General features: G+C 43.7%; 25 protein-coding genes. 19 read left to right on the top strand and 6 right to left on the bottom strand.

Annotated elements, in window-relative coordinates:
- Positions 1–918, top strand: a 918-nt coding sequence (locus tag ACE5CV_RS04850; protein WP_374949038.1) for a ferrochelatase, incomplete at its 5' end; no start/stop codon positions are given.
- Between the two features lie 119 nt (positions 919–1037).
- On the opposite strand, the gene crtD is transcribed toward ACE5CV_RS04850, so the two are convergent.
- From crtD to ACE5CV_RS04875, 5 genes are all read right to left on the bottom strand, one after another.
- On the bottom strand, positions 1038–2516 hold the full coding sequence (gene crtD / locus ACE5CV_RS04855) for a 1-hydroxycarotenoid 3,4-desaturase CrtD (protein ID WP_374949039.1): 1479 nt from the start codon (positions 2514–2516) through the stop codon (positions 1038–1040).
- 133 nt (positions 2517–2649) lie between these two features.
- On the bottom strand, positions 2650–3198 hold the full coding sequence (locus ACE5CV_RS04860) for a type 1 glutamine amidotransferase domain-containing protein (protein ID WP_374949040.1): 549 nt from the start codon (positions 3196–3198) through the stop codon (positions 2650–2652).
- An 82-nt stretch (positions 3199–3280) separates the two neighbouring features.
- Positions 3281–4174 (bottom strand): LysR substrate-binding domain-containing protein, encoded by an 894-nt coding sequence (locus ACE5CV_RS04865; RefSeq protein ID WP_374949041.1) that lies wholly within the window; start codon positions 4172–4174, stop codon positions 3281–3283.
- The gene (locus ACE5CV_RS04870; protein WP_374949042.1) at positions 4171–4986 is read right to left on the bottom strand and encodes a hypothetical protein; all 816 of its coding nucleotides are present in this window, start codon (positions 4984–4986) and stop codon (positions 4171–4173) included. The genes ACE5CV_RS04865 and ACE5CV_RS04870 overlap by 4 nt, the downstream gene beginning before the upstream one ends.
- Positions 4987–5083: 97 nt before the next feature.
- Positions 5084–6091: an aspartate-semialdehyde dehydrogenase gene (locus ACE5CV_RS04875; RefSeq protein WP_374949043.1), complete on the bottom strand. Its 1008-nt coding sequence runs from the start codon at positions 6089–6091 to the stop codon at positions 5084–5086.
- 146 nt (positions 6092–6237) lie between these two features.
- Between ACE5CV_RS04875 and ACE5CV_RS04880 the strand changes: the two genes are divergently transcribed.
- The 15 genes from ACE5CV_RS04880 (at position 6238) to ACE5CV_RS04950 (ending at position 19348) form a co-directional block, all read left to right on the top strand.
- Positions 6238–7188, top strand: coding sequence for an NAD-dependent epimerase/dehydratase family protein (locus ACE5CV_RS04880; RefSeq protein WP_374949044.1), 951 nt, complete (start codon positions 6238–6240; stop codon positions 7186–7188).
- Positions 7189–7238: 50 nt separating this feature from the next.
- Positions 7239–7964, top strand: a complete 726-nt coding sequence (locus ACE5CV_RS04885) for a YebC/PmpR family DNA-binding transcriptional regulator (protein ID WP_374949045.1) — start codon at positions 7239–7241, stop codon at positions 7962–7964.
- Between the two features lie 143 nt (positions 7965–8107).
- The gene (locus tag ACE5CV_RS04890; protein ID WP_374949046.1) at positions 8108–8323 is read left to right on the top strand and encodes a DUF2442 domain-containing protein; all 216 of its coding nucleotides are present in this window, start codon (positions 8108–8110) and stop codon (positions 8321–8323) included.
- Positions 8324–8399: 76 nt separating this feature from the next.
- Positions 8400–9362: a hypothetical protein gene (locus ACE5CV_RS04895; protein ID WP_374949047.1), complete on the top strand. Its 963-nt coding sequence runs from the start codon at positions 8400–8402 to the stop codon at positions 9360–9362.
- Between the two features lie 20 nt (positions 9363–9382).
- On the top strand, positions 9383–9784 hold the full coding sequence (locus tag ACE5CV_RS04900; RefSeq protein ID WP_374949048.1) for a hypothetical protein: 402 nt from the start codon (positions 9383–9385) through the stop codon (positions 9782–9784).
- A 4-nt stretch (positions 9785–9788) separates the two neighbouring features.
- On the top strand, positions 9789–10451 hold the full coding sequence (locus ACE5CV_RS04905; protein WP_374949049.1) for a hypothetical protein: 663 nt from the start codon (positions 9789–9791) through the stop codon (positions 10449–10451).
- A gap of 37 nt (positions 10452–10488) precedes the next feature.
- Positions 10489–10998 carry a phosphoribosyltransferase family protein gene (locus ACE5CV_RS04910; RefSeq protein WP_374949050.1) on the top strand — a complete coding sequence of 170 codons (510 nt, stop codon included), beginning with the start codon at positions 10489–10491 and terminating at the stop codon, positions 10996–10998.
- A gap of 152 nt (positions 10999–11150) precedes the next feature.
- Positions 11151–12089: an outer membrane protein assembly factor BamD gene (locus tag ACE5CV_RS04915; protein WP_374949051.1), complete on the top strand. Its 939-nt coding sequence runs from the start codon at positions 11151–11153 to the stop codon at positions 12087–12089.
- 10 nt (positions 12090–12099) lie between these two features.
- Entirely contained in the window at positions 12100–12441 is a 342-nt protein-coding gene (locus ACE5CV_RS04920; protein ID WP_374949052.1) for a DNA-directed RNA polymerase subunit omega, read from the top strand.
- A 137-nt stretch (positions 12442–12578) separates the two neighbouring features.
- Positions 12579–13781: a bifunctional phosphopantothenoylcysteine decarboxylase/phosphopantothenate--cysteine ligase CoaBC gene (gene coaBC, locus ACE5CV_RS04925; protein ID WP_374949053.1), complete on the top strand. Its 1203-nt coding sequence runs from the start codon at positions 12579–12581 to the stop codon at positions 13779–13781.
- Positions 13778–14674 (top strand): DUF4835 family protein, encoded by an 897-nt coding sequence (locus tag ACE5CV_RS04930; protein ID WP_374949054.1) that lies wholly within the window; start codon positions 13778–13780, stop codon positions 14672–14674. Before coaBC ends, ACE5CV_RS04930 begins: the two co-directional genes overlap by 4 nt.
- Before the next feature lie 107 nt (positions 14675–14781).
- The gene (gene recJ, locus ACE5CV_RS04935; protein ID WP_374949055.1) at positions 14782–16482 is read left to right on the top strand and encodes a single-stranded-DNA-specific exonuclease RecJ; all 1701 of its coding nucleotides are present in this window, start codon (positions 14782–14784) and stop codon (positions 16480–16482) included.
- A gap of 68 nt (positions 16483–16550) precedes the next feature.
- On the top strand, positions 16551–17291 hold the full coding sequence (gene lptB, locus ACE5CV_RS04940; protein ID WP_374949056.1) for an LPS export ABC transporter ATP-binding protein: 741 nt from the start codon (positions 16551–16553) through the stop codon (positions 17289–17291).
- A gap of 86 nt (positions 17292–17377) precedes the next feature.
- Positions 17378–18898: a GH3 auxin-responsive promoter family protein gene (locus tag ACE5CV_RS04945; protein ID WP_374949057.1), complete on the top strand. Its 1521-nt coding sequence runs from the start codon at positions 17378–17380 to the stop codon at positions 18896–18898.
- Between the two features lie 60 nt (positions 18899–18958).
- Positions 18959–19348 (top strand): hypothetical protein, encoded by a 390-nt coding sequence (locus ACE5CV_RS04950; RefSeq protein ID WP_374949058.1) that lies wholly within the window; start codon positions 18959–18961, stop codon positions 19346–19348.
- On the opposite strand, the gene folP is transcribed toward ACE5CV_RS04950, so the two are convergent.
- Positions 19332–20195 carry a dihydropteroate synthase gene (gene folP / locus ACE5CV_RS04955; RefSeq protein WP_374949059.1) on the bottom strand — a complete coding sequence of 288 codons (864 nt, stop codon included), beginning with the start codon at positions 20193–20195 and terminating at the stop codon, positions 19332–19334. The two genes, ACE5CV_RS04950 and folP, sit on opposite strands and share 17 nt — an antisense overlap.
- A gap of 176 nt (positions 20196–20371) precedes the next feature.
- On the opposite strand from folP, the gene ACE5CV_RS04960 reads away from it, so the two are divergent.
- Genes ACE5CV_RS04960 through ACE5CV_RS04970 form a run of 3 tightly spaced genes read left to right on the top strand, consistent with a single transcriptional unit; the run spans position 20372 to position 22505 of the window.
- Positions 20372–20854, top strand: a complete 483-nt coding sequence (locus tag ACE5CV_RS04960) for a DUF1599 domain-containing protein (RefSeq protein ID WP_374949062.1) — start codon at positions 20372–20374, stop codon at positions 20852–20854.
- Positions 20851–22002, top strand: coding sequence for a BT_3928 family protein (locus ACE5CV_RS04965; RefSeq protein ID WP_374949060.1), 1152 nt, complete (start codon positions 20851–20853; stop codon positions 22000–22002). Before ACE5CV_RS04960 ends, ACE5CV_RS04965 begins: the two co-directional genes overlap by 4 nt.
- Entirely contained in the window at positions 21999–22505 is a 507-nt protein-coding gene (locus ACE5CV_RS04970; RefSeq protein WP_374949061.1) for a shikimate kinase, read from the top strand. Before ACE5CV_RS04965 ends, ACE5CV_RS04970 begins: the two co-directional genes overlap by 4 nt.
- Positions 22506–23224 lie beyond the last annotated feature (719 nt).

The raw sequence follows: 23224 nt of genomic DNA on the forward strand, positions 1-23224 counted from the left end.
GTAATAGATGTTAACGCTGCCTTGCGTACGGTACTTGTGAAGGGCGTTATTGTCCCCTTCAGAGCGCCAAAGTCTGCCAAGTTGTATAAAGCGATTTGGGACGATAAAACAGGTTCACCCCTTAAGCACTACAGTATTTTACAACAGCAGGCCCTGCAGCAGCGCCTCGGCGACGCGTATATGGTGGAGCTGGCCATGCGCTACCAAAGTCCTTCAATAGAATCGGCATTGCAGCGTTTGAAAGATGCACTGGTGAGCGAGATCCAGGTGATCGCACTGTTCCCTCAATATGCATCTGCCAGCACAGGCTCTGTTCATGAAAAGGTGATGCGCATTGTAAAGGATTGGCAAACCGTGCCTAACATTTCGTTCACCAATTCGTTTCACGATAATGCTTTGATGATAGAAACGTTTGCCGATAACGCCGCCAAACATCAACCGGAAACTTACGATCATATTTTGTTCAGTTTTCATGGACTGCCACAGCGGCAGCTGATCAAATGCGACCATACCCATAGCTGGTGCCTGAAACAAGATGGCTGCTGCAACACATTGAACAATACCAATAAGTTTTGTTATTCGGCGCAATCGCATGATACCGCGCGGCTTATTGCCGAAAAGATGGGTCTTAGCCAGGGTCAATATACCGTTTGCTTCCAATCGCGCCTGGGTAGCGATCCGTGGGTGCAGCCTTACACGAGCGAAATTATTAAACAGATGGCAGCCGAAGGTAAAAAACGATTGCTGGTGTTTTGCCCCGCTTTTGTGGCCGACTGCCTGGAGACGGTTTATGAAGTAACTACCGAATATGGCGATGAGTTTAAAGCCCTTGGCGGCGAACATGTGCAATTAGTGGAGAGCCTTAATGACTCGCCTAAATGGATAGATGCGCTTGAAAAGATGGTGTTAGAAAACTAAGAGCAGTTTTTTTAAAGCGGGCAGTGTCCCTTTGAGTGCGGTCATCGGGGTTGGTATCCGGCAACAATTCAGTCTGTTTAGTTTTGTTAAAAAGACATCCGCATTTGAATGCTGAAAAATTACTGTCCCGGCAGCATTTCGCTTACTATCTTCGCTGATAGTAAACACAATGGAATGCCTCCGCCAGGGTGAACGCTACCTCCGCAAAAATACAAACCTTGTACTTTAGACGATCTGTTGGCATGGCGCAAAAACGCTGCAAACTGGTTATTGGAACTGGTGCCGTAAATAGACCCTTTGTATGATGAGGTTTTGCTCTCGATACCCCGTGGGTCAAGTATGGTTTCGCAAACTATCAATGAGGCAATATCTTCACCCAGTATTCTGGATAATTTTAGTTGGATGCTGGTGCGGGCGTCGGCTATAAGCTTGTCCCAATCCTGCCCGTTGTCTGCCGGAACGTTAATCATTACAAACCAATTTTCGCAGCAGGCCGGGGCATCATCGGGTTGATGTTTACTGCTAATGTTAACGTACACAGTTGGGTCGGTATAAATGGTTCTTTGCTGCCAGATATGGTCAAATTCAGCCCGATAATCGGCACTGAAGAATATATTATGCAGATCCAACTGCGGGAAACTTTTTTTAATGCCCCAGTAAAAAATCAAAGCCGAGCTGCTCCTTTCCTGTTTTAATGTTTTTTTAGGGTGTATACCTGGATATTTAGCCAAAAGCTTTTTGTAAGTAAACCACACGTCCATGTTGGATACTACTAGATCAGCAATAATATTTTGGCCTTTTGCCCTGATACCTTTAGCGTTGCCGTTGATAACGACAACCTCATCCACATAAGTATCATAGTGAAACTTTACGCCCAAACCTTCTGCCAGCGTTACCAGAGATTGCGTGATGCTATACATTCCTCCCTCGGGAAAATAGGCGCCAAAGTGGTGTTCCAAATGAGGAATTACATTTAAGGTAGCCGGTGCCTGGTATGGGTCAGACCCATTATAGGTGGCATATCTGTCGAAAAACTGGACTACCCGTGCATCTTTAAAGCTATGGGCATTTGCCCTGTGCATGGTTCGGAAGGGGTCAATCTTTGGAAATTTAAAAATTGAACGCATAGTATCCCACCGTATATAAGTTTGCAGCCGGTGTAATGAACGCTCTAAAAATACATGATTGGTGATGCTGTAAATGTCGCGGCTGTTAGCCAGGTGTTTTACTATCGAAGCAGCCGGTTCCCCGGTTTGAGTTTCCATCTCACGCGCGAATTTGCCGGTATCGGCATAAGCGTTAATCCTGGTCCCGTCTTCATAAAAATAGCGGCATACTATATCCAGCTGTTCATAAAGAAAATAATTTGCAGGGTTTTTACCGGCAAGCCGAAACAGCTCATCAATATAGTGCGGCATGGTAAGCAGGCTAGGTCCGGCATCAAAACGATAGCCATTTAGCTCAATTTCAGATAATTTACCTCCGGGATAGCTATTGGCTTCAAACACCTCTACCGCGTAACCCTTTACCGCCAAACGGATGGCCGAGGCAATCCCGGCAATCCCGGCACCAATAATTACAGCTTTTTTTTGCGGCATGCAGTAAAGATAAAGTAAAAGGCGTTGATAGATGAGTGAGATAAAATATCACGCAATACTTAATTGTGGATGACGAAGACTTATCTTCATCATCCACAAATTTTAATATCCACCAATCGGCATTACCGAACGCTTACTCGTGCAATCCTTCGCCAATCTCTTCAATGGTTTTGCGGTTAAAGGCATCCAGGTCGGCAGGGGTACGGCTGGTTACCAATCCGTTATCTACAACTACTTCTTCATCCACCCATTCGGCACCCGCGTTTGTTAAATCGGTTTGCAGGGAAGGGAACGAAGTTAACTTGCGGCCGCTGATCATGCCGGTTTCAATCAGCAATTGCGGACCATGGCAAATAGCGGCAACAGGTTTGCCCTCATCCAAAAAAGCCGATACAAATGCTACTGCATCTTTATTTTGGCGCAGCTTATCAGGGTTCAATACTCCGCCGGGCAATACCAGCGCGTCATAGTCGTCGGGGCTAACATCTGTCAATACCTTATCTACATCAACTTCAATTCCCCAGTCAGTTTTATCCCAGGCTTTTATTTTGCCGCTTTTTGGCGATATGATATGTACAGTTGCGCCTGCGGCTTCCAGTGCCTCTTTAGGGCTGGTTAATTCCACTTGTTCAAATCCTTCTTCGGTTAGCAGCGCTACCTTTTTGTTACTTAAATTAGCCATAACTATATTTTAATAGGTTATAATGTACCTAAACTACAAGGCTAAAAATTTAAAGTTTTAAGAAAGTAGAATTTGACAATCTTTAGATACGCGACGATGCATAGTTGATAAAATTCACCGTCAGACCATAATCTTCGGTGCCTTTGCGGCGGATGAAAAAGAAATCGCGGGTAATGTGCAAGCCCTCAACGGGCACTTCCACCAGGTCGCCCTCGGCCAGCTCGCGCACGATCGACGGGCGGGGCATAAAACCCAGGCACTGATCGGCCAGCAGGAAATTTTTCAGTGCCTCGGTACCGCCCAGGCGGATCTTAACGGAAAGGTCGGCCGGTTTAATATTCAGGGCAGACAAAGCTTTAAGAACAGCGGTTAACGTTCCGGAACCACGCTCACGAACGGCCAATGGTGTTTTTATAAATTGTTTAAGCGTTAGCGACTTCCCCGCCAGCGGACTTTTAGCCGAACATACAGGGATTACCTCGTCGCTCATGAAAGGTTTGTAACTCACAGTGGTAAGTTTGCTATCTGCCTCTATAATACCCAGGTCAACCTCATGATTAAGCAGCGCATTTAAAATATACTCCGAGTTGCGGTTAACCAGCTGTACACCAACGCTGGCATACTCGCGCTGAAACCCTGATAATATTGACGGTAGAATATAAAGTGCAATGGTTGTGCTGGCTCCCAGCCGCAAATGGCCGGCAGCGTTTGAGGCATTGCTGAGGATAGACAGATCGTAATCGATCTTGCGCTCTATCTCTGTAGCCTGTAAAAGATATTCGTTAAGTTTTTGCCCCGCATCGGTTAGCAGGATACTGTTACCTTTGCGCTCGAACAAAGCCACCTTATACTGATCTTCAAGCGCTTTAACGTGCTTGCTAATGGCCGGCTGTGTTACAAACAGCACCTGTGCCGCCTTGCTAAAACTTAGGTTAGCAGCAACTTCCATAAAAACACGGTGAGCGAAAGAGATCATTTGGCTAAGGTACTTACCTTTTCGAAATACTTGCCGGTGAATTTATAAGTGATAAACTTTCCGGTTGCCCGACCCTTGTCTGTTATTACAGGGAGGTAAATACTATTTGTAGTTATATCAAAAGAAATAGCGGGCACATCTTTCCAATCAGAGACTTTGCCAGTTATCTCCCAGTCGGCTATTGTACTAAAATCATAATCGTAGTATAATTTATTGTGTAAACCCGATTTCGTTCTAATCAAATTAACGGCCTTATTTAGTTTGCCATTTTCTATAGCAAACACTTTTATCCCTTCGCCTACATCTTTGGTAGAAAAAATTGTTCCATATGTAGCCAGGTAATAAGTTTTGCCCGCCGCTTTAAAAGTATACAAACGCTTATAAAACGGCACATAATTATCTTCCGCACCACGAATAACTTCGGCAAAGGTTTTTTCACCTACTCTGTATTGTAAAACATTGAAAAAAAAATGCATTGTGCCGCCTGTCCAGGTATCCCAGGAAAAAATCCTGAATTTCAAATCATCGGAAGTGACAATATCCAAATTTTCTTTTGTAAGCGATGTAAACGTTTGGTTTATGGTACCGGGATATTTAATGGAGTACGCTTTAAGATTTTCACCAAAAGCGTTATTCGCTGCCTCGAGCGAATCACCGATGATTAATGGGTTTTCATTTGGGTGATGGCTCCAGTAGTCAATTCGTTTAAATGATTTTAGTAGGTTAGCTTCAATAGCCTTTGGGCTCTGCGCAAATGCAACCATCGATATAAAAGGGTAGGCAGTTGATAAAAGCAGTCTGGCAATTTTCATAAAATAAAAATAGGGATAATCTCCAGATCATCCCTATTAAATGTATTTAAGTAAAGCTGGTAACTAATCTTCAATTAGCTAATCACCAATCTCTAAACTACGCCTCTACGGCCTGCCCAACCAAATGCTTTTCAACCAGGTATTCGGCAATCTGGATGGCGTTAGTTGCTGCACCTTTACGCAGATTATCGGCAACTATCCAGCAATTAAGGGTTTTTTCCTGGCTTTCGTCGCGGCGAAGGCGGCCAACAAAAACTTCGTCTTTATCGTGCGCGTCAAGTGGCATCGGGTATTTCAGGTTAGCTACATCATCAACCACCACAATGCCCGGCGAATGCGTTAATAAGTTACGCACGTCGGCCAAGTCAAACTCATGCAGAAACTCAATGTTAACCGACTCCGAATGGCCGCCCATTACCGGGATGCGCACGGTGGTAGCGGTAACTTTAATGGTATCGTCGCCCATGATCTTGTTGGTTTCTTTCACCATCTTCATTTCCTCTTTGGTGTAACCGTTCTCGGTAAACACATCAATATGAGGTAAAACATTCAGGTCGATAGTGTACGGGTAGGCTTTAGGCCCGTCTATGCCTTTACGCTCGTTCATTAGCTGCTCAACAGCCTTAACACCCGTTCCAGTTACAGATTGGTAGGTAGATACTACCACACGTTTAATTTTATATTTATCGTGCAGGGGCTTTAAGGCCACTACCATTTGTATCGTGGAGCAATTTGGGTTAGCGATGATCTTATCATCCGCGGTCAACACATCAGCATTTACTTCAGGTACTACCAGTTTTTTGGTAGGATCCATACGCCAAGCCGATGAGTTATCGATAACAGTTGTACCGGCTGCTGCAAACAGGGGCGCCTGTTCTAAAGAAGCACTGCCGCCAGCACTAAAAAGTGCCACATCGGGTTTCATCTTAATCGCATCCTCAACAGAAACCACCTTATACTGCTTACCCTTATAAGTAATTTCTTTACCAATACTTTTTGCGGAAGCTACGGGGATCAATTCTGTAACGGGGAAGTTGCGTTCTGCCAGAACCTGCAACATTTTAGTGCCTACCAAACCGGTGGCACCAACAACTGCGACTTTCATTTGTTAATAAATTATGGTTTTGAATAAACCTCAAATATGGGACTTTTTTGCCAAAATGACTACTAATTTGTCTATTAACCTTTGTTTTGGCAAAAATTAACGGATTACGTCCAAATTTTTACCTTTGTACCCAAACCTTTGAATGCATGAGTGAAAAGATTTTAGTGATTGGCGCCAACGGGCAAATTGGTACCGAATTGGTAACCGCTTTAAGGGGTATACACGCTGCCGAAAACGTTATAGCATCTGATATTAACAGCCCTAATTATGCCATACGAAATGGCGGCCCATTTGAATTTGCCAACGTACTGGATAAAGATAATCTGCACCATATATTTGATAAGCACCGCCCAACACAGGTTTACTTGCTGGCAGCCATATTATCTGCCGTAGGTGAACAAAAGCCTAAAATGGCATGGGATTTAAATATGACCGGCCTTTTGCATGTGCTTGATTTCGCGGTGGAATTTAAAACAGCTAAGGTGTTTTGGCCCAGCTCAATAGCGGTTTTTGGCCCGCATTCGCCGCAGTACGATACCCCGCAATACTGTGTAATGGATCCTAATACCGTTTACGGTTTTAGTAAACTGGCCGGCGAGCGTTGGTGCGAGTACTATTTCACCAAATACGGCCTTGATGTACGTAGCTTGCGTTACCCGGGCTTGATTGGCTGGAGAGCGAACCCCGGCGGCGGAACAACAGATTACGCCGTACACATTTTTCATGAGGCGTTAAAGAACGGGACGTATCAGAGTTTCTTATCGGCAGAGACTGCTTTACCAATGATGTATATGGATGACGCTATCCGCGCTACAATCAGTTTAATGGACGCGCCTGCAGAAAGCCTGACCATCCGTTCGAGTTACAACCTGGCCGGTATCAGCTTTACGCCAACGCAGTTGGCAGCGAAGATCAAACAAACACTGCCTGATTTTGAGATCAGCTACGCAGATAACGACCCGCGGCAAGCCATTGCCGATAGCTGGCCTAAATCAATAGACGACAGCCAGGCACAGCAAGACTGGGGCTGGCAATTGGAGTATGATCTGGCAAAGATGACGGATGATATGTTAACGAATTTGAAGAATACCTTATAATAATAAACTAATTATATTTGACCATTAACCATGGTCAATGGACAATAGATATGGGAAGAGCATTTGAATTCCGTAAAGAGAGAAAATTTAAGCGTTGGGCCAAGATGGCCGTTCAATTTACGCGTTTAGGAAAAGAGATCGTAATGGCGGTTAAGGCCGGCGGTGGCGACCCTAACTCTAACTCGCGCCTGCGCACTGCTATCCAAAACTCAAAGGCTGTTAATATGCCTAAAGACAGGGTTGAGGCCGCTATTAAGCGCGCTACCAGCCGTGATGAAAAGGATTACGAGGAAATTGTGTACGAAGGTTATGCGCAGCATGGCGTAGCGATTTTGGTAGAAACCGCCACTGATAATCTTAACCGTACAGTAGCAAACGTACGCAGCTATTTTACTAAATATGGCGGCACATTGGGTAAAACCGGCTCGCTGGATTTTATCTTCAGCCGTAAATCGGTTTTTACCTTTGACCCGGGCGACCGCGACCTGGAAGAACTTGAATTTGAACTGATAGACGCAGGTTTGGAAGATCTGTTTGTTGATGCAGATGAGGAAGGGAACGAAATTGCAGTAGTCCATGCAGCTTACGAAGATTTTGGCAAGATGCAGAAAGCGTTGGAAGGTTTGGGGATCGAAACCAAATCGGCTAAATTGGAGCGTATACCGTTATCAACCACGTCGGTAACTGAAGAACAAGCCGTTGATGTACTCAAAATTGTTGACCGCTTAGAGGAAGACGATGACGTACAAGCGGTTTACCATACCATGGCGGAGTAAACCAAAAATCTTGTCATTGCGAGGAGCGCAGCGACGTGGCAATCTCCTCGCCAATGCGTTTCGATTTGCGTTCGACAAGGTTGCCGCGCTATCGCTCGCAATGACACAGTGATCTTTTGACTTTAAACTTTTGACTTAATTATATGCCACTATTTTCATCGCGTAAGGAAGAAAAAAAAGTTAAGGTAACTTTTGCCAACGGATTGCTTTTTGTAGAGAAACCGGATGGCAAGCAGCAAGCGTTTCCATTAGAGTGGTTTCCTAAATTATTGAACGCTACCGATGAAGAGCGCGAAGATTGGCAACAGACCGATAAAGGCATTAGGTTTAATAGCCTGGATGTGAACGTTGAAATTTGAACATGTGCTGATTTGACGATTTGAGAATGAGTTTAATTTTCAAATCGTCAAATTTTCAAATTAACTAATTGTCATCATGACTTTCGAAGAGTTTTTTAAAAAGAAGAGGATAGATCTGGCTGCTTTGCAAAGCGGAGAGCCGGCGCTTTACTCGGAATTTAAAGGGCACTTTAACCAGATGGGCGAAAAAAGTTTTGACCATACCAAAAAATACTGGTTCAATAAGCTAAGGCAAACTTACCACCTGGCACCGGAATTTAAACCGGAAAAGGTGCATATTGAAAATCAATTGGCCGAGCAAACCATTACCGAATCAATCCTGGATGAAAAAATACCTGCGCCGTCTGTGGGCTTCAAGCCCAGGTTCAAACCCGGTATCGGCAGCAAACCGGCCGAAAGCAACAGTGATGTAAAGGACCCCGCACCAAAAGAAAGTGCAACTGTTACGCCCGAGGTTAATGAAGCCGCCGCAACCGGCGACCAAAACCCTACTTTTGTGCAAGAGCAAGCCGCCATGCAAGACAAAGCGGATGCCATGCCGCGGACTACTGACGACCAGCCTGCTGAACCCGCACCGGAAGCCCCTGCCACAAAACCGGCCGGTTTTAAACCACGCTTTAACGCGGCTATGTTGAACAAGCCTAAAGCAGAAGAAAGCGAAAGTGTCCAAAATTCTGGAAGTCAGGAGTCTACATCCGAAGATCAGTCACAAGCAACTGTGCCCAAACCTGGTTTTACCCCCAGGTTTAAAGCAGGGCTAACCAAGCCGTCACCGGCCGCAGAAACTGCCGCGCAACCTGCCCCTGCTGAAGAACCTGAAGCGCATGTTCCGGCTGAGGATGTACAAAAACCCGCCGGTTTTACCCCGAGGTTTAAAGCGGGTGTAACCAAAACCAAACCGGCAGAATCGGATGCCGGTGAAGATAATAAAGCCGAAGAAACAGCTGCACCTGCAGAAATACAGGCCAAACCTGTAGGGTTTAAACCCAGGTTCAACGCAAAATTGACCAAGCCGAAACCGCCCGAGGGCGAAAATTAAATCCACTAATAAATACAGATATGGATCCGGAAGAATTGCTGAACGAAAAAGGTAGCGAACAAGATAAACCGAAAAAAGATAGTCCGCTGGTAAGTTTAGAACGCGACCTTAAATTTTTTAACGACTCGATAAAAGAAGTAGCGACCGATATAATGGTGGAAGGGATTTCGCAACACCCCATATTTGTGGCGCACCAGCACGAGCTAAAAATAGGGGAACTGATCCTCGACCGCAATGACCTGAATACCAACTGGAGCATCCACGCGTCAACGCTTGATGAATTTGTTGAGCGCGGCATTATCAAACCCGAACTGAAAGAGCGCTTCATCAATACCTATAAAAATCCTAACGAGTTTATGAGCGTATTTGTGGTGACGCCGGAAGGGGCTAATTTTGTGTTTTATCCGTATGTAAAAGGGTAACGGAGTGCAAAGTAATATCTTGGATATCGCCCCATCACTGGCAGAATACTTTACAGATGTAGAACCGAGAGGTGATTTCAATTCGGTTAATCTTAGCGAATCGACAGATACCATTAGCCAATACCGGCCATATTTTGGGTTGTTGCACGATAGCAGGATTTTGGAGTCGATAATATCGCCTGACCAATTTTTCTTACAACTCAATGATTTTACTACGCATGTGTTTGCAGATGCTTTAGTCAATAGAAAACGGTTAGCTATAAATGACGATAAACTTGTTTTCCGGATTGATCTAAATTTCAAAATCGTCAATTTAAGTTTCAACACTGTAGATGAGGAGGGCTTTATTAAGCAGATCAAGCCGTTAAATATCGATGAGTATCTATATGAAGACGTTATTTCAATAATCGACGGAATTACTAAAGTTGGATTGGTTGTGTGGTCTAAAGGAAAAGGCAATAATTCGGGGCGATATATTCTGTTATTGATCAACGCCAAAAGTATATCAGTATCTGAACATCAAGAAAATGATTGGCAGGCCGTCTTTAGCAATTCTTACGATTTATATTATAATCGTTTTAAAACTGAACTGAAAAAGGGAACATACCTATCAGACCAATCGCTTTGTGAAAAATTGATAGATGAAATTGATGAAAATATTGGTTAACGATCATTAATATTATATTTGTTTCCAATTACACACCATGTCTGATAAAAAGATCCTGATATTAAACAGTACGCAAATACAGCAAAAGGTAGACCGTATTGCTTACCAGATCCTGGAAGACAATTTTGATGAAACGGAGATTTTAATAGCGGGTATTCTGCCGCGCGGCAACTTTGTAGCCGAACGGTTGAAGGCCGTATTAGATAAGATAGCACCCTTTACAAGCAAACTGCTCACTATTCAACTCGAAAAAGAAAGCACCAGTCTGAGCGCCAGCATAGATTTTGACATTGAAGAGTGCAGCAATAAAGTAATCGTACTAGTGGATGATGTGCTTAACAGCGGCAAAACGCTGGCTTATGGCTTCGGCGTTTTTTTAGATGTGCCGCTCAAAAAGCTTCGCACAGTAGTACTGATAGACCGTAACCATAAAAATTTCCCTGTTACTACAGATTATGCCGGGATTGCGCTCTCTACTGTAATTAAAGAACATGTTGATGTAGTGATCAATGTGCCCGGCGAAGAGGATGCCGTATATTTACGCTAAATGCGATAGGTAACAATCACTAACCTGCATATCTCATAAGTTAAAAGATGTTAAATACCGATACCTTATATATAAGGTAAGGTTTTGTCGTTATATATTCGTCTGCTAAATAAATAATTGACTGATTTATAATATTCAACTATCTTTGCAAAATGTTTAAAAAACAACTACTTCTATTTTCAAGCGTAATGCTCTTCATGGTTATTGCGCTTGGCGGTTGTAAAAGCAAGTACGAAAAGTTAAAGGCAAGTAACGATAACGCTAAAAAATACCAGGAAGCGGTAAAGCTTTATAATAAAAAGGATTACTCAAAGGCGCTTGGTTTGTTTGAAGACCTGGTAACCCGCTATCGTGGCCGCACAGGTTACGAAGACCTGTATTATTATTATGCTTACACCAACTATAAATTGAAGGATTACACCGCTGCACGGTACCATTTCAAGACATTTGCAGATACTTATCCATCAAGCCCAAGGGCCGAGGAGTGCCGGTTTATTGCAGCTTACTGTTTTTACCTGGATTCGCCGATATACTCGCTCGATCAGGAAAACACACAAAAGGCTATCGAATCTTTACAGTTGTTCATCAACCTTTATCCCAAAAGTGACCGTGTTACCGAAGCAAGCAAGCTGATTCAGAATTTGCGTGATAAATTGGAAGAGAAGGCTTATGCTAACTCAAAGTTGTACTTAACCATTGGCGATTACCAATCTGCAGTTATTGCGTTTAACAATATGCTGCGCGATTACCCGGATACCAAGTATGCCGAAGAGTTGGAGTACCTTATCATTAAAGCACAGTTCGAGTACGCTAACGTGAGCCGCGAGGAACGTAAAGAAGAGCGTTACAATCAAACCATTTCATACGCCGATCAGTTCACAGAAAAATATGTGGGTAGCAAATATTTACGCGACGTTGCCGATTTAAAAGGCGATAGTGAACGTGGCATCATCCGCAACAAAAGGGTACTGGCCGAGGCTACTGTTAACCCGCGCTTGGCAGAGAAGATCGCCAAAAAAGATACCGCTAATACCGGCCAGCCGCCGTCAGTTAAAGGAAGAGATAATCAGAAAATACCAGCTAATAATTAAATAAAAAGACATGACCGTTAACAACACAAACAAACCAGCTGTAGCAAGCAGCACAGTAACCCGTGATTTGCGCGAACTGGATGTGAGAACCGACAATATCTATGAGTCGCTTGTAATTATGTCAAAAAGAGCAAACCAGATCTCTAACAATATAAAAGAGGAACTACACCAAAAACTTTCTGAATTTGCGTCAGCAAACGATAACCTAGAAGAGGTGTTTGAAAACCGTGAGCAGATCGAAATCTCTAAGCATTACGAAAGAATGCCTAAGCCAACTTTGGTAGCCGTTCAGGAATTTTTAGAGAACAAGATTTACTACCGTAATCCTGCTAAAGAAGCAAAAGAATTGTAGAGCGACTACATCCCTTAGGTGTATAAGAACTTAGTTAAGCCCCTGTCATAAATGACAGGGGCTTACTTATTTATTGTAGCTGTTATTTATATATTTGATAACGATTCCTCTTTTAAAAAGATAGGGGGTAAAACTTCATGCTGGAGAATAAAAACATATTATTAGGCGTCTGCGGTAGCATTGCCGCTTATAAATCAGCTACGTTGGTACGCCTTTTAATAAAGGCTGGTGCAAACGTGCAGGTGGTGATGACGCCCGATGCTACAAGCTTTATTACTCCGCTTACACTGTCAACCCTGTCTAAAAATCCGGTTTACACCAAATACTTCGAAGAAGAGACCGGTGAATGGAATAACCATGTAGAATTAGGCCTTTGGGCCGATCTGATGATCATTGCACCGGCAAGTGCAAATACCATGGCTAAAATGGCAGGCGGATTGGTTGATAACCTGCTTACAGCCATTTATCTATCGGCCAAGTGCCCGGTTTATTTTGCCCCGGCGATGGATCTGGATATGTGGAAGCATGATTCTACGGGAAGCAATATCGGGAAGATTCAAGCTTACGGCAATATTATGGTCCCGCCCGGGAACGGTGAACTGGCCAGCGGGCTGCATGGCGAAGGCCGAATGGCCGAGCCGGAAGAAATAGTTGCCTTTCTAACCAATGATGTTAAAAGCAAACTGCCACTTTACGGCTTCTCAATCTTAGTAACGGCCGGGCCAACTTATGAAGCGATAGACCCGGTGAGGTTTATCGGTAATCATTCATCTGGTAAAATGGGCTTTGCTTTGGCCGATGAGTTAGCCGCATTAGGTGCGGATGTTACCTTAATTGCCGGTCCTACTGCACAAGTATGTAAACAAAAAGGTATTGAACGGATAGATGTGGTTAGTGCCGCCGATATGTTGAACGCTTGTTTACAGCATTTTAATAATGCAAGGGTCTGCGTAATGTGTGCCGCCGTGGCTGATTACACGCCGGCAGAAGTTGCTACGCAAAAGATAAAAAAGCAGGATGGTGAGCTGAATATTACCCTCAAAAAAACGATTGATATCCTTAAAACCCTCGGCGAACAAAAAAGCAACGGTCAGCTATTGATAGGCTTTGCGCTGGAAACGCAAAACGAAGAACAATATGCCATTGAAAAACTACAACGCAAAAACCTGGACCTTATCGTACTGAATTCGTTAAATGACAGTGGTGCGGGTTTTAAAAGCGATACCAATAAAGTAACTTTGATTGATAGCGCGCTTACTAAGACGGTTTACGATCTGAAAAGCAAAACCGAAGTGGCCCGCGATATTTGCACCCGGATTGTTGAAATGATCAAACAATGAAAAGAACACTCATCGTTACTCTTCTCCTTACAGCCTGCTACATAGCGCAGGCGCAGGATCTTAACGCGAGGGTAAAAGTGGTTGCACCTAAAATTCAGATCACCAATAAACGCATTCTGCAAACGCTGGAAACAGCCATGAAAGATTTTTTAAATGGCCGTAAGTGGGCGGCAGACCCAATTACCCCTAACGAGCGCATTGCCTGTAACTTTGTTTATAACGTTACCAACTGGGACGGCGGCAGCAACTTTAGCGGCGAACTGCAAGTGCAATCATCAAGGCCGGTATTCAATTCTACTTACACATCAACCTTGTTAAACATTAACGATAAAGACGTAGATTTCACTTACACCGAAGGGCAGACGATTGACTATAGCGACCAGAATTTTCAAAGTAATCTCAGCTCGGTGATGGCGTTTTATGCTTATATCATCGTTGGAATGGATTATGATTCGTTTTCACGCTACGGCGGTTCACCTTATTTTTCAGCTGCTCAAAACGTGGCCATCAATGCGCAGACATCATCTTTTAAAGGCTGGAAAGCTTTCGACAGCAACCTGAACCGCTATTGGTTGGTAGAAAATCTGAACAATAAGCTTTACAATAACCTGCGCAATTTTATTTACGATTATCATCGCAACGGTTTGGATATAATGGCGGATAATCCCGCTAAGGGACGTAAAGCGATAGCCGCATTGCTGCCTGTGTTACAACAGGTAGACCGCAAACGTTTAGGATCGTACCTTCCACTGGCATTTTATACGGCTAAAGATGATGAATTGGTGTCGCTGTTCAGCAATGCATCGCCACAAGAAAAACTGCAGGCCATGAATATTCTTACCGCTGCCGATCCCTCAAACGGCGGCAAATACCAAACGCTTTCAGGCAGGTAAGTTCTTCAAAAAGGCGCCAAACGTTTTCGCAGATATTAAAATTATCTATCTATTCCTGCGTTTACTATCCAATGGTTACCTTTACTCTTTTTAAACTATAGTCAATTATGAGCAAACGGTGGGTGTTAAAAGATGCGGCAGATGACAGTACAGTACAGCAACTGTCGGCGGCGCTTAACATCAGCCCGATATTGAGTGCCCTGTTGGCACACCGCGGCATAACCAGTTTTGATGAAGCTAAATACTTTTTCCGCCCCAATGAGTTGCACCTGCATGATCCTTTCCTGATGAAGGATATGGAAAAGGCCATCAACCGGATTGAGCAAGCCATTGCAAACCGGGAAAAGGTTATGATATATGGCGATTACGATGTGGATGGTACTACCGCTGTGGCGTTAACTTATAGTTTTTTTAGCAAGCTTTATGATCAGTTAGCGTATTACATCCCTGATAGGTATAAAGAAGGCTACGGCATCTCCAACCAGGGGATCGACTATGCTGCAGAGAACGGTTTTACGGTCGTTATCGCTTTGGATTGCGGTATTAAATCCGTCGATAAGATCGCCTATGCAAACACAAGGGGCGTCGACTTTATTATTTGTGATCACCACCTGCCAGGCGACGAGTTGCCGGCTGCAGTAGCTATACTTGACCCCAAACGCCAGGATTGCGACTACCCTTACAAAGAGCTATCCGGCTGCGGCATCGGCTTTAAGCTGATCCAGGCATATGCCGAGAAGAATGATCTTCCATTTGAAGATGTGGCGGAATACCTTGACCTGGTTGCCATCAGCATAGCATGTGATATTGTACACATCACCGGCGAGAACAGGGTGCTGGCACATCTGGGCACACAAAAAATAAATACCAACCCCTGCATTGGCGTAAAAATGCTGATGGAAGTGGCCGGTAAAACTAAAGACTATACCATATCTGATGTAGTGTTTTTGTTAGGCCCGCGCATCAATGCTGCCGGCCGGATAGATGATGCCAGGCATGCTGTCGAACTTTTGATAGCCTGCCATGAAGATGCCGCCCGGGAAAAAGGCGACATGATCAACATCCGCAATACGGAGCGAAAAGGCCACGACTTGCAGATTACGGAAGAAGCGTTAAGCGTAATAGACAACAATGCTGCGCTCATCGCCCGGAAATCCACGGTGGTATTTAATGAGAATTGGCACAAGGGGGTTATTGGCATAGTGGCATCGCGCCTTACAGAAAAATATTATCGCCCAACTGTTGTGCTCACCCGGTCTAACGGGCATGTGGCCGGTTCGGCACGTTCGGTTTTGGGATATGACCTGTACGAGGCACTTTGCGGCTGCAGCGACCTGCTCATTCAATTTGGCGGCCATAAATATGCGGCTGGCCTTACCATGAAGCCGGAGAATGTGCCTGCCTTTATGGAAAAGTTTGAAGAAGTAGTAAGCACTACCATTACAGATGACCTGCTGGTGCAACAAATTACGATAGATGCTGAACTGGAATTAAAGGACATTGATTCGAAGTTTTACCGCATCTTAACGCAGTTTTCGCCATTCGGGCCGGAGAATATGTCGCCGGTTTTCATTAGTAAAAATGTGTATGTTAGCGGTAACGCGGGTTTAGTTGGCGGTAATCATGTCAAAATGTTTATTATGCAGCCAGGTTCGGCAGCATTTAGCTGTATAGCGTTTAACCACGCTGAATATTTGCCCTTACTTAAAAACAATGTACCATTTGATGTTTGCTACACCATCGAAGAAAACATCTGGCGCGATCAACGCACAATACAATTAAACATTAAAGGAATTAGATTTAAGTAAAAAGTCAAAAGTCAAAAGCAAGCTTGACGACTATGCATTTTGAATTTTAACTATTGAATTTTGAATTGATGATATTACGGGCAGAAAATTTAGTTAAGAAATATAAGCAGCGCACCGTTGTTAACGATGTTACGTTTAACGTTGCACAGGGCGAAATTGTGGGTTTATTAGGCCCCAACGGTGCCGGGAAAACTACGTCGTTTTACATGATAGTAGGATTGATTAAACCTAATGAGGGCAAGATCTTTTTAGATGATCAGGATATTACCGGCGACCCGATGTATCGCCGTGCCCAAAAAGGCATTGGTTACCTGGCGCAGGAGGCATCCGTTTTCCGGAAACTTTCTGTAGAGGATAATATTAAAGCGGTGCTGGAGATGGGCAAAATGACTAGGGATAAGCAGCGCGATAAACTGGAAGAATTGATAGACGAGTTTAGTTTACACAAGGTTCGCCGCAACCGTGGCGACCTGCTATCGGGTGGTGAGCGCCGACGTACGGAGATTGCACGCGCACTTGCTGCCGAACCGAATTTTGTACTGCTGGACGAACCCTTTGCCGGTGTAGACCCAATTGCCGTTGAAGAGATCCAGGCTATGGTCGCTAAATTACGCCACCGCAATATTGGTATATTAATTACTGACCATAACGTGCAGGAAACTTTGTCGATAACAGATCGCGCTTACTTGCTTTTTGAAGGGAAATTGCTAGAATCCGGCGTTCCTGAAGTTTTAGCTGCTAATGAAATGGTAAGAAAAGTTTATCTTGGGGCAAACTTTGTTTTAAAACGAAAAACGTTTGCGCAATAGGGTTTTAGATTACTAATGACTGATGGTTGCTAATGGGGTAAAACGCTCTACAGCTTAATCATCAACTATTAACTATTAACCAATTTATGACCATTTTTAACTCCGTATTCACCTGGTTCATGAAAAAGCGTATCCACCAGATAGAGCTTTTTATGAAATATCCTAATGAAGTACAAGAGGAATGGTTTGAGCAACTGGTGGCCGGTGCCGAAAATACGCAATGGGGCAAGCAGCACCACTACAAAAGCATCGAAAACCTGGCACACTTTAAAGAACGTGTACCGATTCAAACTTACGATACCCTAAAGCCTTATATCGAGCGTATGCTCACGGGTGAAAAAAATGTGCTTTGGCCGTCAGAGATCCGATGGTTTGCCAAATCATCGGGCACTACGAATGATCGCAGCAAGTTTATTCCCGTAAGCGAGGAGTCGTTAGAAGAGTGCCACTTCAAGGGGGGCAAGGATATGCTTACCCTATACTTCAACAACCGGCCCAACGCCCGGATTTTTACCGGAAAAAGTTTAACACTTGGTGGTAGCCACCAAATAGGTCAGCTTAATTCAGATACTTCTTTTGGTGATCTCTCAGCCGTGCTGATGAAAAACCTGCCGCTTTGGGCCGAGTTTTATCGTACTCCGCACCTAGATATTGCCCTGATTGAAAACTTTGAGGAAAAGATTGAAAAGATGGCTTATGCCACTAAGGATGTAAACGTGACCAGCATCAGCGGCGTACCTACCTGGAATATTTTACTATTTAAGCGAATCCTCGAGATCACCGGTAAAAATAACCTGCTGGAAGTTTGGCCTAACCTGGAGCTGTATTTTCACGGCGCGGTTAACTTTACCCCTTATCGCGATCAATTTAAAAAACTGATTCCTAAGGATGATATGTACTACCTGGAAACGTATAACGCTTCTGAGGGTTTCTTCGGCATACAGGACCTGGAAGAGCCAGGCGACCTGTTATTGATGCTTGATTATGGCATCTTCTACGAGTTTTTACCGCTTGAGAACATCAACGACGAGCATCCGGAAACACTCACACTCGACGAGGTGGAACTGAACAAAAATTACGCGCTCATCATCAGCACCAATGCCGGTTTATGGCGGTACATGATAGGGGATACCGTGCGGTTTAGCTCCTTGTCGCCTTACCGCATCCAGATTACCGGCCGTACAAAGCACTTTATTAACGCCTTTGGCGAAGAACTGATCATTGATAATGCCGAGCGTGCTTTAGCCGAAGCCTGTTCTCAAACCGGTGCCATCATCCGCGATTATACCGCGGCACCTGTTTATTTTAGCGACGACAAATGCGGTGCTCATGAGTGGCTTATAGAATTTGTAAAAAAGCCCGCCGAATTTGAACGCTTTGTAGACCTGCTCGATGAGAACCTGCGCCGTGTAAATTCTGATTATGATGCCAAGCGCTTTAAAGATATGGCCCTGCGCCGTCCGCAGGTACACAAAGTAGCCGATGGCACTTTCTTCAACTGGATGAAAGAAAGAGGAAAAATTGGTGGCCAGCACAAAGTACCACGTCTGGCTAACAGCCGTGAATACATAGACAGTATTTTAAAGATGCTGGAATTGGTTGGATAAAAAACGTTGCTAACCTGTAGCAAACCTGCAAGTTATCACGTAATGTAATAAAAGCCAATCATGAAAAAACTCGTATTACTTACTGTTATCGTTATAACCCTTGCATCTTGCAAGAAAGAGAAAGTTGTTGTTAGCGAAGGTGTTTTTGGCACCTGGGAGCTGCGCACCATATTTGGCGGTTGGGGACAAACCCAAACTTTTGCCCCGGGTAAAGGAGACCGTTACTACTTTGGCGTTGGTAACACCTACGCCAAGATTAAGGATGGTAAGGAAGAAACAAAGGGTACGTTCAATATCAAATATTCCGGCGAAGACAGGGGTTATAAATATGGGTTAATAACTTTTACCAATCCTGCTTACTCTGATGCCTTTAGCGTAAAGGGCGACACCATCAACATTGGCACCAACGCTGCCGACGGGCCGTCATACCAGTTTATCCGTGTAAAGTAGTAACCGCTTCAAATATTTTTACAGCTTCAACCGCTTCTTTAACATCGTGCACACGTAAAATATTGGCACCATGCATTAATGCTATCATGTTTAAGGCCGTTGTTCCGTTTAAAGCTTCGTCGGCAGTAACATTCAACAATCCATAGATCATTTTTTTACGGGAGATTCCCGCAAGCACCGGTAACTGTAAAGTGTCAAAGCCCTGCATTTTATTGATCAGCTCATAGCTATTCGTCGCTTTTTTAGCAAACCCAAAACCCGGATCGAGGATAATATCGTGTACACCCAACTGCCGCAATTGGTAGATTTTTTTCAAGAAGTAGTTGTACACTTCAGCAAATATATCTTCATAGTTGGTTAACCCGGTCATCGTTTGCGGGTTGCCACGCATATGCATTAATATATATGGTACCTGCAGGCGGGCAACAGTTGCGAACATATCAGTATCTAAATCACCTCCGGATATATCATTAATGATATGCGCACCGGCTTTGATAGCGCCTTCGGCTACAGTTGCTCTAAAGGTATCTGCAGATATAACAGCTTCAGGATAATTTGCAACAATAGCCTTAACAGCAGGCAGCAGGCGGTCGGTTTCTTCATGTACAGAAATATCGGTTGCGCCCGGGCGCGAGGAGTAAGCCCCCACATCTAAAAACGCAGCACCATCAGCAAGCATTTTACCCGCCTGCTCTAAAATGGCATCGATACAGGTTTTACGGCTGCCGGCAAAAAAAGAGTCGGGCGTTATATTGATAATGCCCATCACCTTCGGCGTCGAAAGATCAAGCAATTTGCCGCCCGCATTAAGGGTTGCTTTTTTCTGAAAAAATGTATCTTTAGCCACTGGAGATATTGTTGCGATGTTGAAAGGTTACAAAGTTGTAAAGTTAAATCGCTTTATAAAATCTTTCTTTCTCATAACATCAACATTCCAATCGTACAACATTTCAACTTTACATTAACTTGAGCAACACAGCAGCAGAATACGAAGCGGTTACAACCATTTGCAAAGGCCTTTTCATGAAAAAGACCCGCGATTATGGTACAGCATGGCGCATACTACGTCCGGAATCTATCACCGACCAAATTTTTATCAAGGCCCAGCGCATCCGCACGCTCGAAGAAAAAAAAGTAGCTAAAATTAATGAAGATATTACCGGTGAATATATCGGCATTGTAAATTACTGCATCATTGCTATGATGCAGCTGGATATTAAGCCCGAAACGCCTTTTGAATTAGAAGCGGGCCACGTAGAAAGACTATTCGATGAAAAGGCCAACGAAACCAAAGAGCTGATGTTTGCTAAAAATCATGACTATGGAGAAGCCTGGCGCGATATGCGCATCAGTTCACTTACCGATCTGATACTCATGAAGCTGCTGCGCGTTAAGCAGATCGAAGATAACAAAGGTCAAACCCTTGCATCAGAAGGGGTTAAGGCCAACTATCAGGACATGCTTAATTATGCTGTATTTGCGTTGATTAAACTGGGTGTAAAATGAAAAATGGATTAGTGTGGTTTTGCAGGATAGCGGTTGGCCTGCTGTTCATCTTTTCAGGATTGATCAAAGCGAATGATCCGCTGGGCTTTTCTTATAAGTTGGAAGAATATTTTGAGGTGTTTCACCTTACCTCGCTTAATGGTTTTGCGTTAAGCCTTTCTATTATTTTATGCGCCCTGGAGATGATCCTTGGCTTCGCGTTGCTTATCGGCGCACGTGCTATATCAGTTATTTGGGGATTATTGCTGCTGATTATATTTTTCGGGTTCCTTACCTTTTACTCGGCATACTTTAAAGTAGTACAAACCTGCGGCTGCTTTGGCGATGCTATTCCCCTTACCCCATGGCAATCGTTCGGTAAGGATATGGTGCTTTTGCTGCTGGTAGTGGTGATATTCGTTAACCGCAAAACGGTTAAAAGTCTTTTCACCAACAAAACCAGCGATAAGCTGCTTATAGCTGCTACGTTGATTTTTATAGGGTTTGGCCTTTTTACTGTTAACTTTTTGCCGGTTATAGATTTCTTACCTTATAAAGTAGGGGCTAATATCCTGCAAGAAATGCAAACCCCACCTGGCGCTAAGCCTGATGAATTTGAGATAACTTACCACCTCACCAACAAAAAAACCAAAGAAACCAAAGTAATGACGGATAAGGAGTACCTTAAAACCGCTATTTGGAAAGATACCAACTGGGAAATAAAAGGCAACCCCGAAAGCCGGCTGGTTAAAAAGGGTTTTGAGCCAAAGATACGTGACCTTGCCATACAGGATGCCACCGGTAATAATTATAACCAGGAGCTATTGTCGAGTCCGTTCTATAGCTTATGGATAGTGGCATATAATTTAGATGACACCAACAAGGATGCGTTAGGTCGTATAAACGCTTTATCTGCCAACCTTATCCAGAATTTTAACACAAGGGTAATTGTCCTCACATCCAATGCGCCGGCAAATGCCGAAGTTTTTGCAAAGAGCCAAAAGCTGGTAGCCGAATTATTTTATGCTGATGGCGTTCCTTTAAAAACCATGGTGCGTGCCAACCCCGGCATAATGCTTATCAAAAACGGAACGGTAATAAACAAATGGCACTATCATAATATGCCGAAGTATGAGGATCTGGTTAAAAACTATTTGGGTAAACAATGAGCCTGATATTTTTAACCGGCTTTATGGGCTGCGGTAAAACATCCTGGGGCCGTAAGCTTGCTGCGGCTGTAAATTATCACTTTATAGACCTTGACCATAAACTGGAAGCTGATGCTGAAATGACCGTTGCCCAGTACTTTGCTGCGCATGGCGAAGAAAAATTTCGCCGGCTGGAATCAGAGATTCTCAAAACGACTGTTTATCCTGAAAAGACGGTGATATCTACGGGTGGCGGCTTGCCCTGCTTTTATGATAATATGGAGTGGATGAATAATCACGGTGAAACCTTATATATTCAATTGTCGGCGAAGGCGCTGGCCAACCGCTTAGAGAACGCCAAAACACCGCGCCCGGTGTTGCAAGGAAAAAAGGGTGATGATCTGATAACGTTTATAGACCACAAATTAGCAGAGCGGGAAAGCTTTTACTTGCAGGCAAAGCATATTGTAAACGGTATAGATATGAGTTTAGAAGTTTTAAAGCAAACACTGGGTCTGCTGTAAAATCCGGTAATATATACTCAATGTACAGCATCTCCAACTGCTCGTTATCCTATCTGAAAAATTTTCCGCCTAGTTTTCAGCGTGTTAAATTGACACTAAGCGATTTTTCTTCGTAGCATTTGCGAAATTGAAAAAGCTGCGTACCTTTGCAGCCCGCAAACGAAGAAGCGGTATGTTCTCTGAAAAAATAAGCAACTAAAAATTAAAAATTAAGTTGCAAATTCAACAAAGGTTACTACCTTTGCAGCCCGCTAAAGAGGAAACGAAATAGCGATTTGTACATTGAAATAGCGACTTGAAAAATTAAAAATAAAGTTTGCAAAATGATCAAAGGTTGTTACCTTTGCAACCCGCAAAAGCCGAAAGGAAATGTGGGAAGTTCATTGAAAAGCAAGCTTAAAAAATATAAAAATAAAAGTTTGCTAAATTAAAAAAGGTTGCTACCTTTGCAGTCCCAAAACGAGGGAGTCGAAAATCGGAAACGATGTGAGGCGAAGAGTTAAAGTTCAAAGCAATTTTGAACATCTTAAAATCAGAAGGTTTAAGCCGCAATGGCAGACAACATAAAGCAGATCCGTGAGGTGAAGCGCAAAGTTCTTAAAAGAGATAGAGAATAAATTATGCAGCGTAACATCAGCTTTCGATCCGGAGGCTGACAAGTTATAAGCGAAGCTTAAGGAGTGGGATATTGTAAGAGAATATTTTTTTTACAAGTTTCT

Origin of the sequence: Mucilaginibacter sp., from assembly GCF_964263795.1 — a bacterium.
Lineage (GTDB): Bacteria > Bacteroidota > Bacteroidia > Sphingobacteriales > Sphingobacteriaceae > Mucilaginibacter.

Coding starts and splice junctions, on each gene's coding strand:
- ACE5CV_RS04950 (WP_374949058.1), top strand. CDS start 18,959: ATGAAAAAACTCGTATTACTTACTGTTATCGTTATAACCCTTGCATCT.
- ACE5CV_RS04865 (WP_374949041.1), bottom strand. CDS start 4,174: ATGATCTCTTTCGCTCACCGTGTTTTTATGGAAGTTGCTGCTAACCTA.
- ACE5CV_RS04895 (WP_374949047.1), top strand. CDS start 8,400: ATGACTTTCGAAGAGTTTTTTAAAAAGAAGAGGATAGATCTGGCTGCT.
- recJ (WP_374949055.1), top strand. CDS start 14,782: ATGAGCAAACGGTGGGTGTTAAAAGATGCGGCAGATGACAGTACAGTA.
- ACE5CV_RS04970 (WP_374949061.1), top strand. CDS start 21,999: ATGAGCCTGATATTTTTAACCGGCTTTATGGGCTGCGGTAAAACATCC.
- ACE5CV_RS04915 (WP_374949051.1), top strand. CDS start 11,151: ATGTTTAAAAAACAACTACTTCTATTTTCAAGCGTAATGCTCTTCATG.
- ACE5CV_RS04910 (WP_374949050.1), top strand. CDS start 10,489: ATGTCTGATAAAAAGATCCTGATATTAAACAGTACGCAAATACAGCAA.
- ACE5CV_RS04945 (WP_374949057.1), top strand. CDS start 17,378: ATGACCATTTTTAACTCCGTATTCACCTGGTTCATGAAAAAGCGTATC.
- ACE5CV_RS04920 (WP_374949052.1), top strand. CDS start 12,100: ATGACCGTTAACAACACAAACAAACCAGCTGTAGCAAGCAGCACAGTA.
- ACE5CV_RS04875 (WP_374949043.1), bottom strand. CDS start 6,091: ATGAAAGTCGCAGTTGTTGGTGCCACCGGTTTGGTAGGCACTAAAATG.
- crtD (WP_374949039.1), bottom strand. CDS start 2,516: ATGCCGCAAAAAAAAGCTGTAATTATTGGTGCCGGGATTGCCGGGATT.
- coaBC (WP_374949053.1), top strand. CDS start 12,579: ATGCTGGAGAATAAAAACATATTATTAGGCGTCTGCGGTAGCATTGCC.
- ACE5CV_RS04900 (WP_374949048.1), top strand. CDS start 9,383: ATGGATCCGGAAGAATTGCTGAACGAAAAAGGTAGCGAACAAGATAAA.
- ACE5CV_RS04960 (WP_374949062.1), top strand. CDS start 20,372: ATGAAAAAGACCCGCGATTATGGTACAGCATGGCGCATACTACGTCCG.
- ACE5CV_RS04930 (WP_374949054.1), top strand. CDS start 13,778: ATGAAAAGAACACTCATCGTTACTCTTCTCCTTACAGCCTGCTACATA.
- ACE5CV_RS04885 (WP_374949045.1), top strand. CDS start 7,239: ATGGGAAGAGCATTTGAATTCCGTAAAGAGAGAAAATTTAAGCGTTGG.
- ACE5CV_RS04860 (WP_374949040.1), bottom strand. CDS start 3,198: ATGGCTAATTTAAGTAACAAAAAGGTAGCGCTGCTAACCGAAGAAGGA.
- ACE5CV_RS04870 (WP_374949042.1), bottom strand. CDS start 4,986: ATGAAAATTGCCAGACTGCTTTTATCAACTGCCTACCCTTTTATATCG.
- lptB (WP_374949056.1), top strand. CDS start 16,551: ATGATATTACGGGCAGAAAATTTAGTTAAGAAATATAAGCAGCGCACC.
- ACE5CV_RS04965 (WP_374949060.1), top strand. CDS start 20,851: ATGAAAAATGGATTAGTGTGGTTTTGCAGGATAGCGGTTGGCCTGCTG.
- ACE5CV_RS04890 (WP_374949046.1), top strand. CDS start 8,108: ATGCCACTATTTTCATCGCGTAAGGAAGAAAAAAAAGTTAAGGTAACT.
- ACE5CV_RS04880 (WP_374949044.1), top strand. CDS start 6,238: ATGAGTGAAAAGATTTTAGTGATTGGCGCCAACGGGCAAATTGGTACC.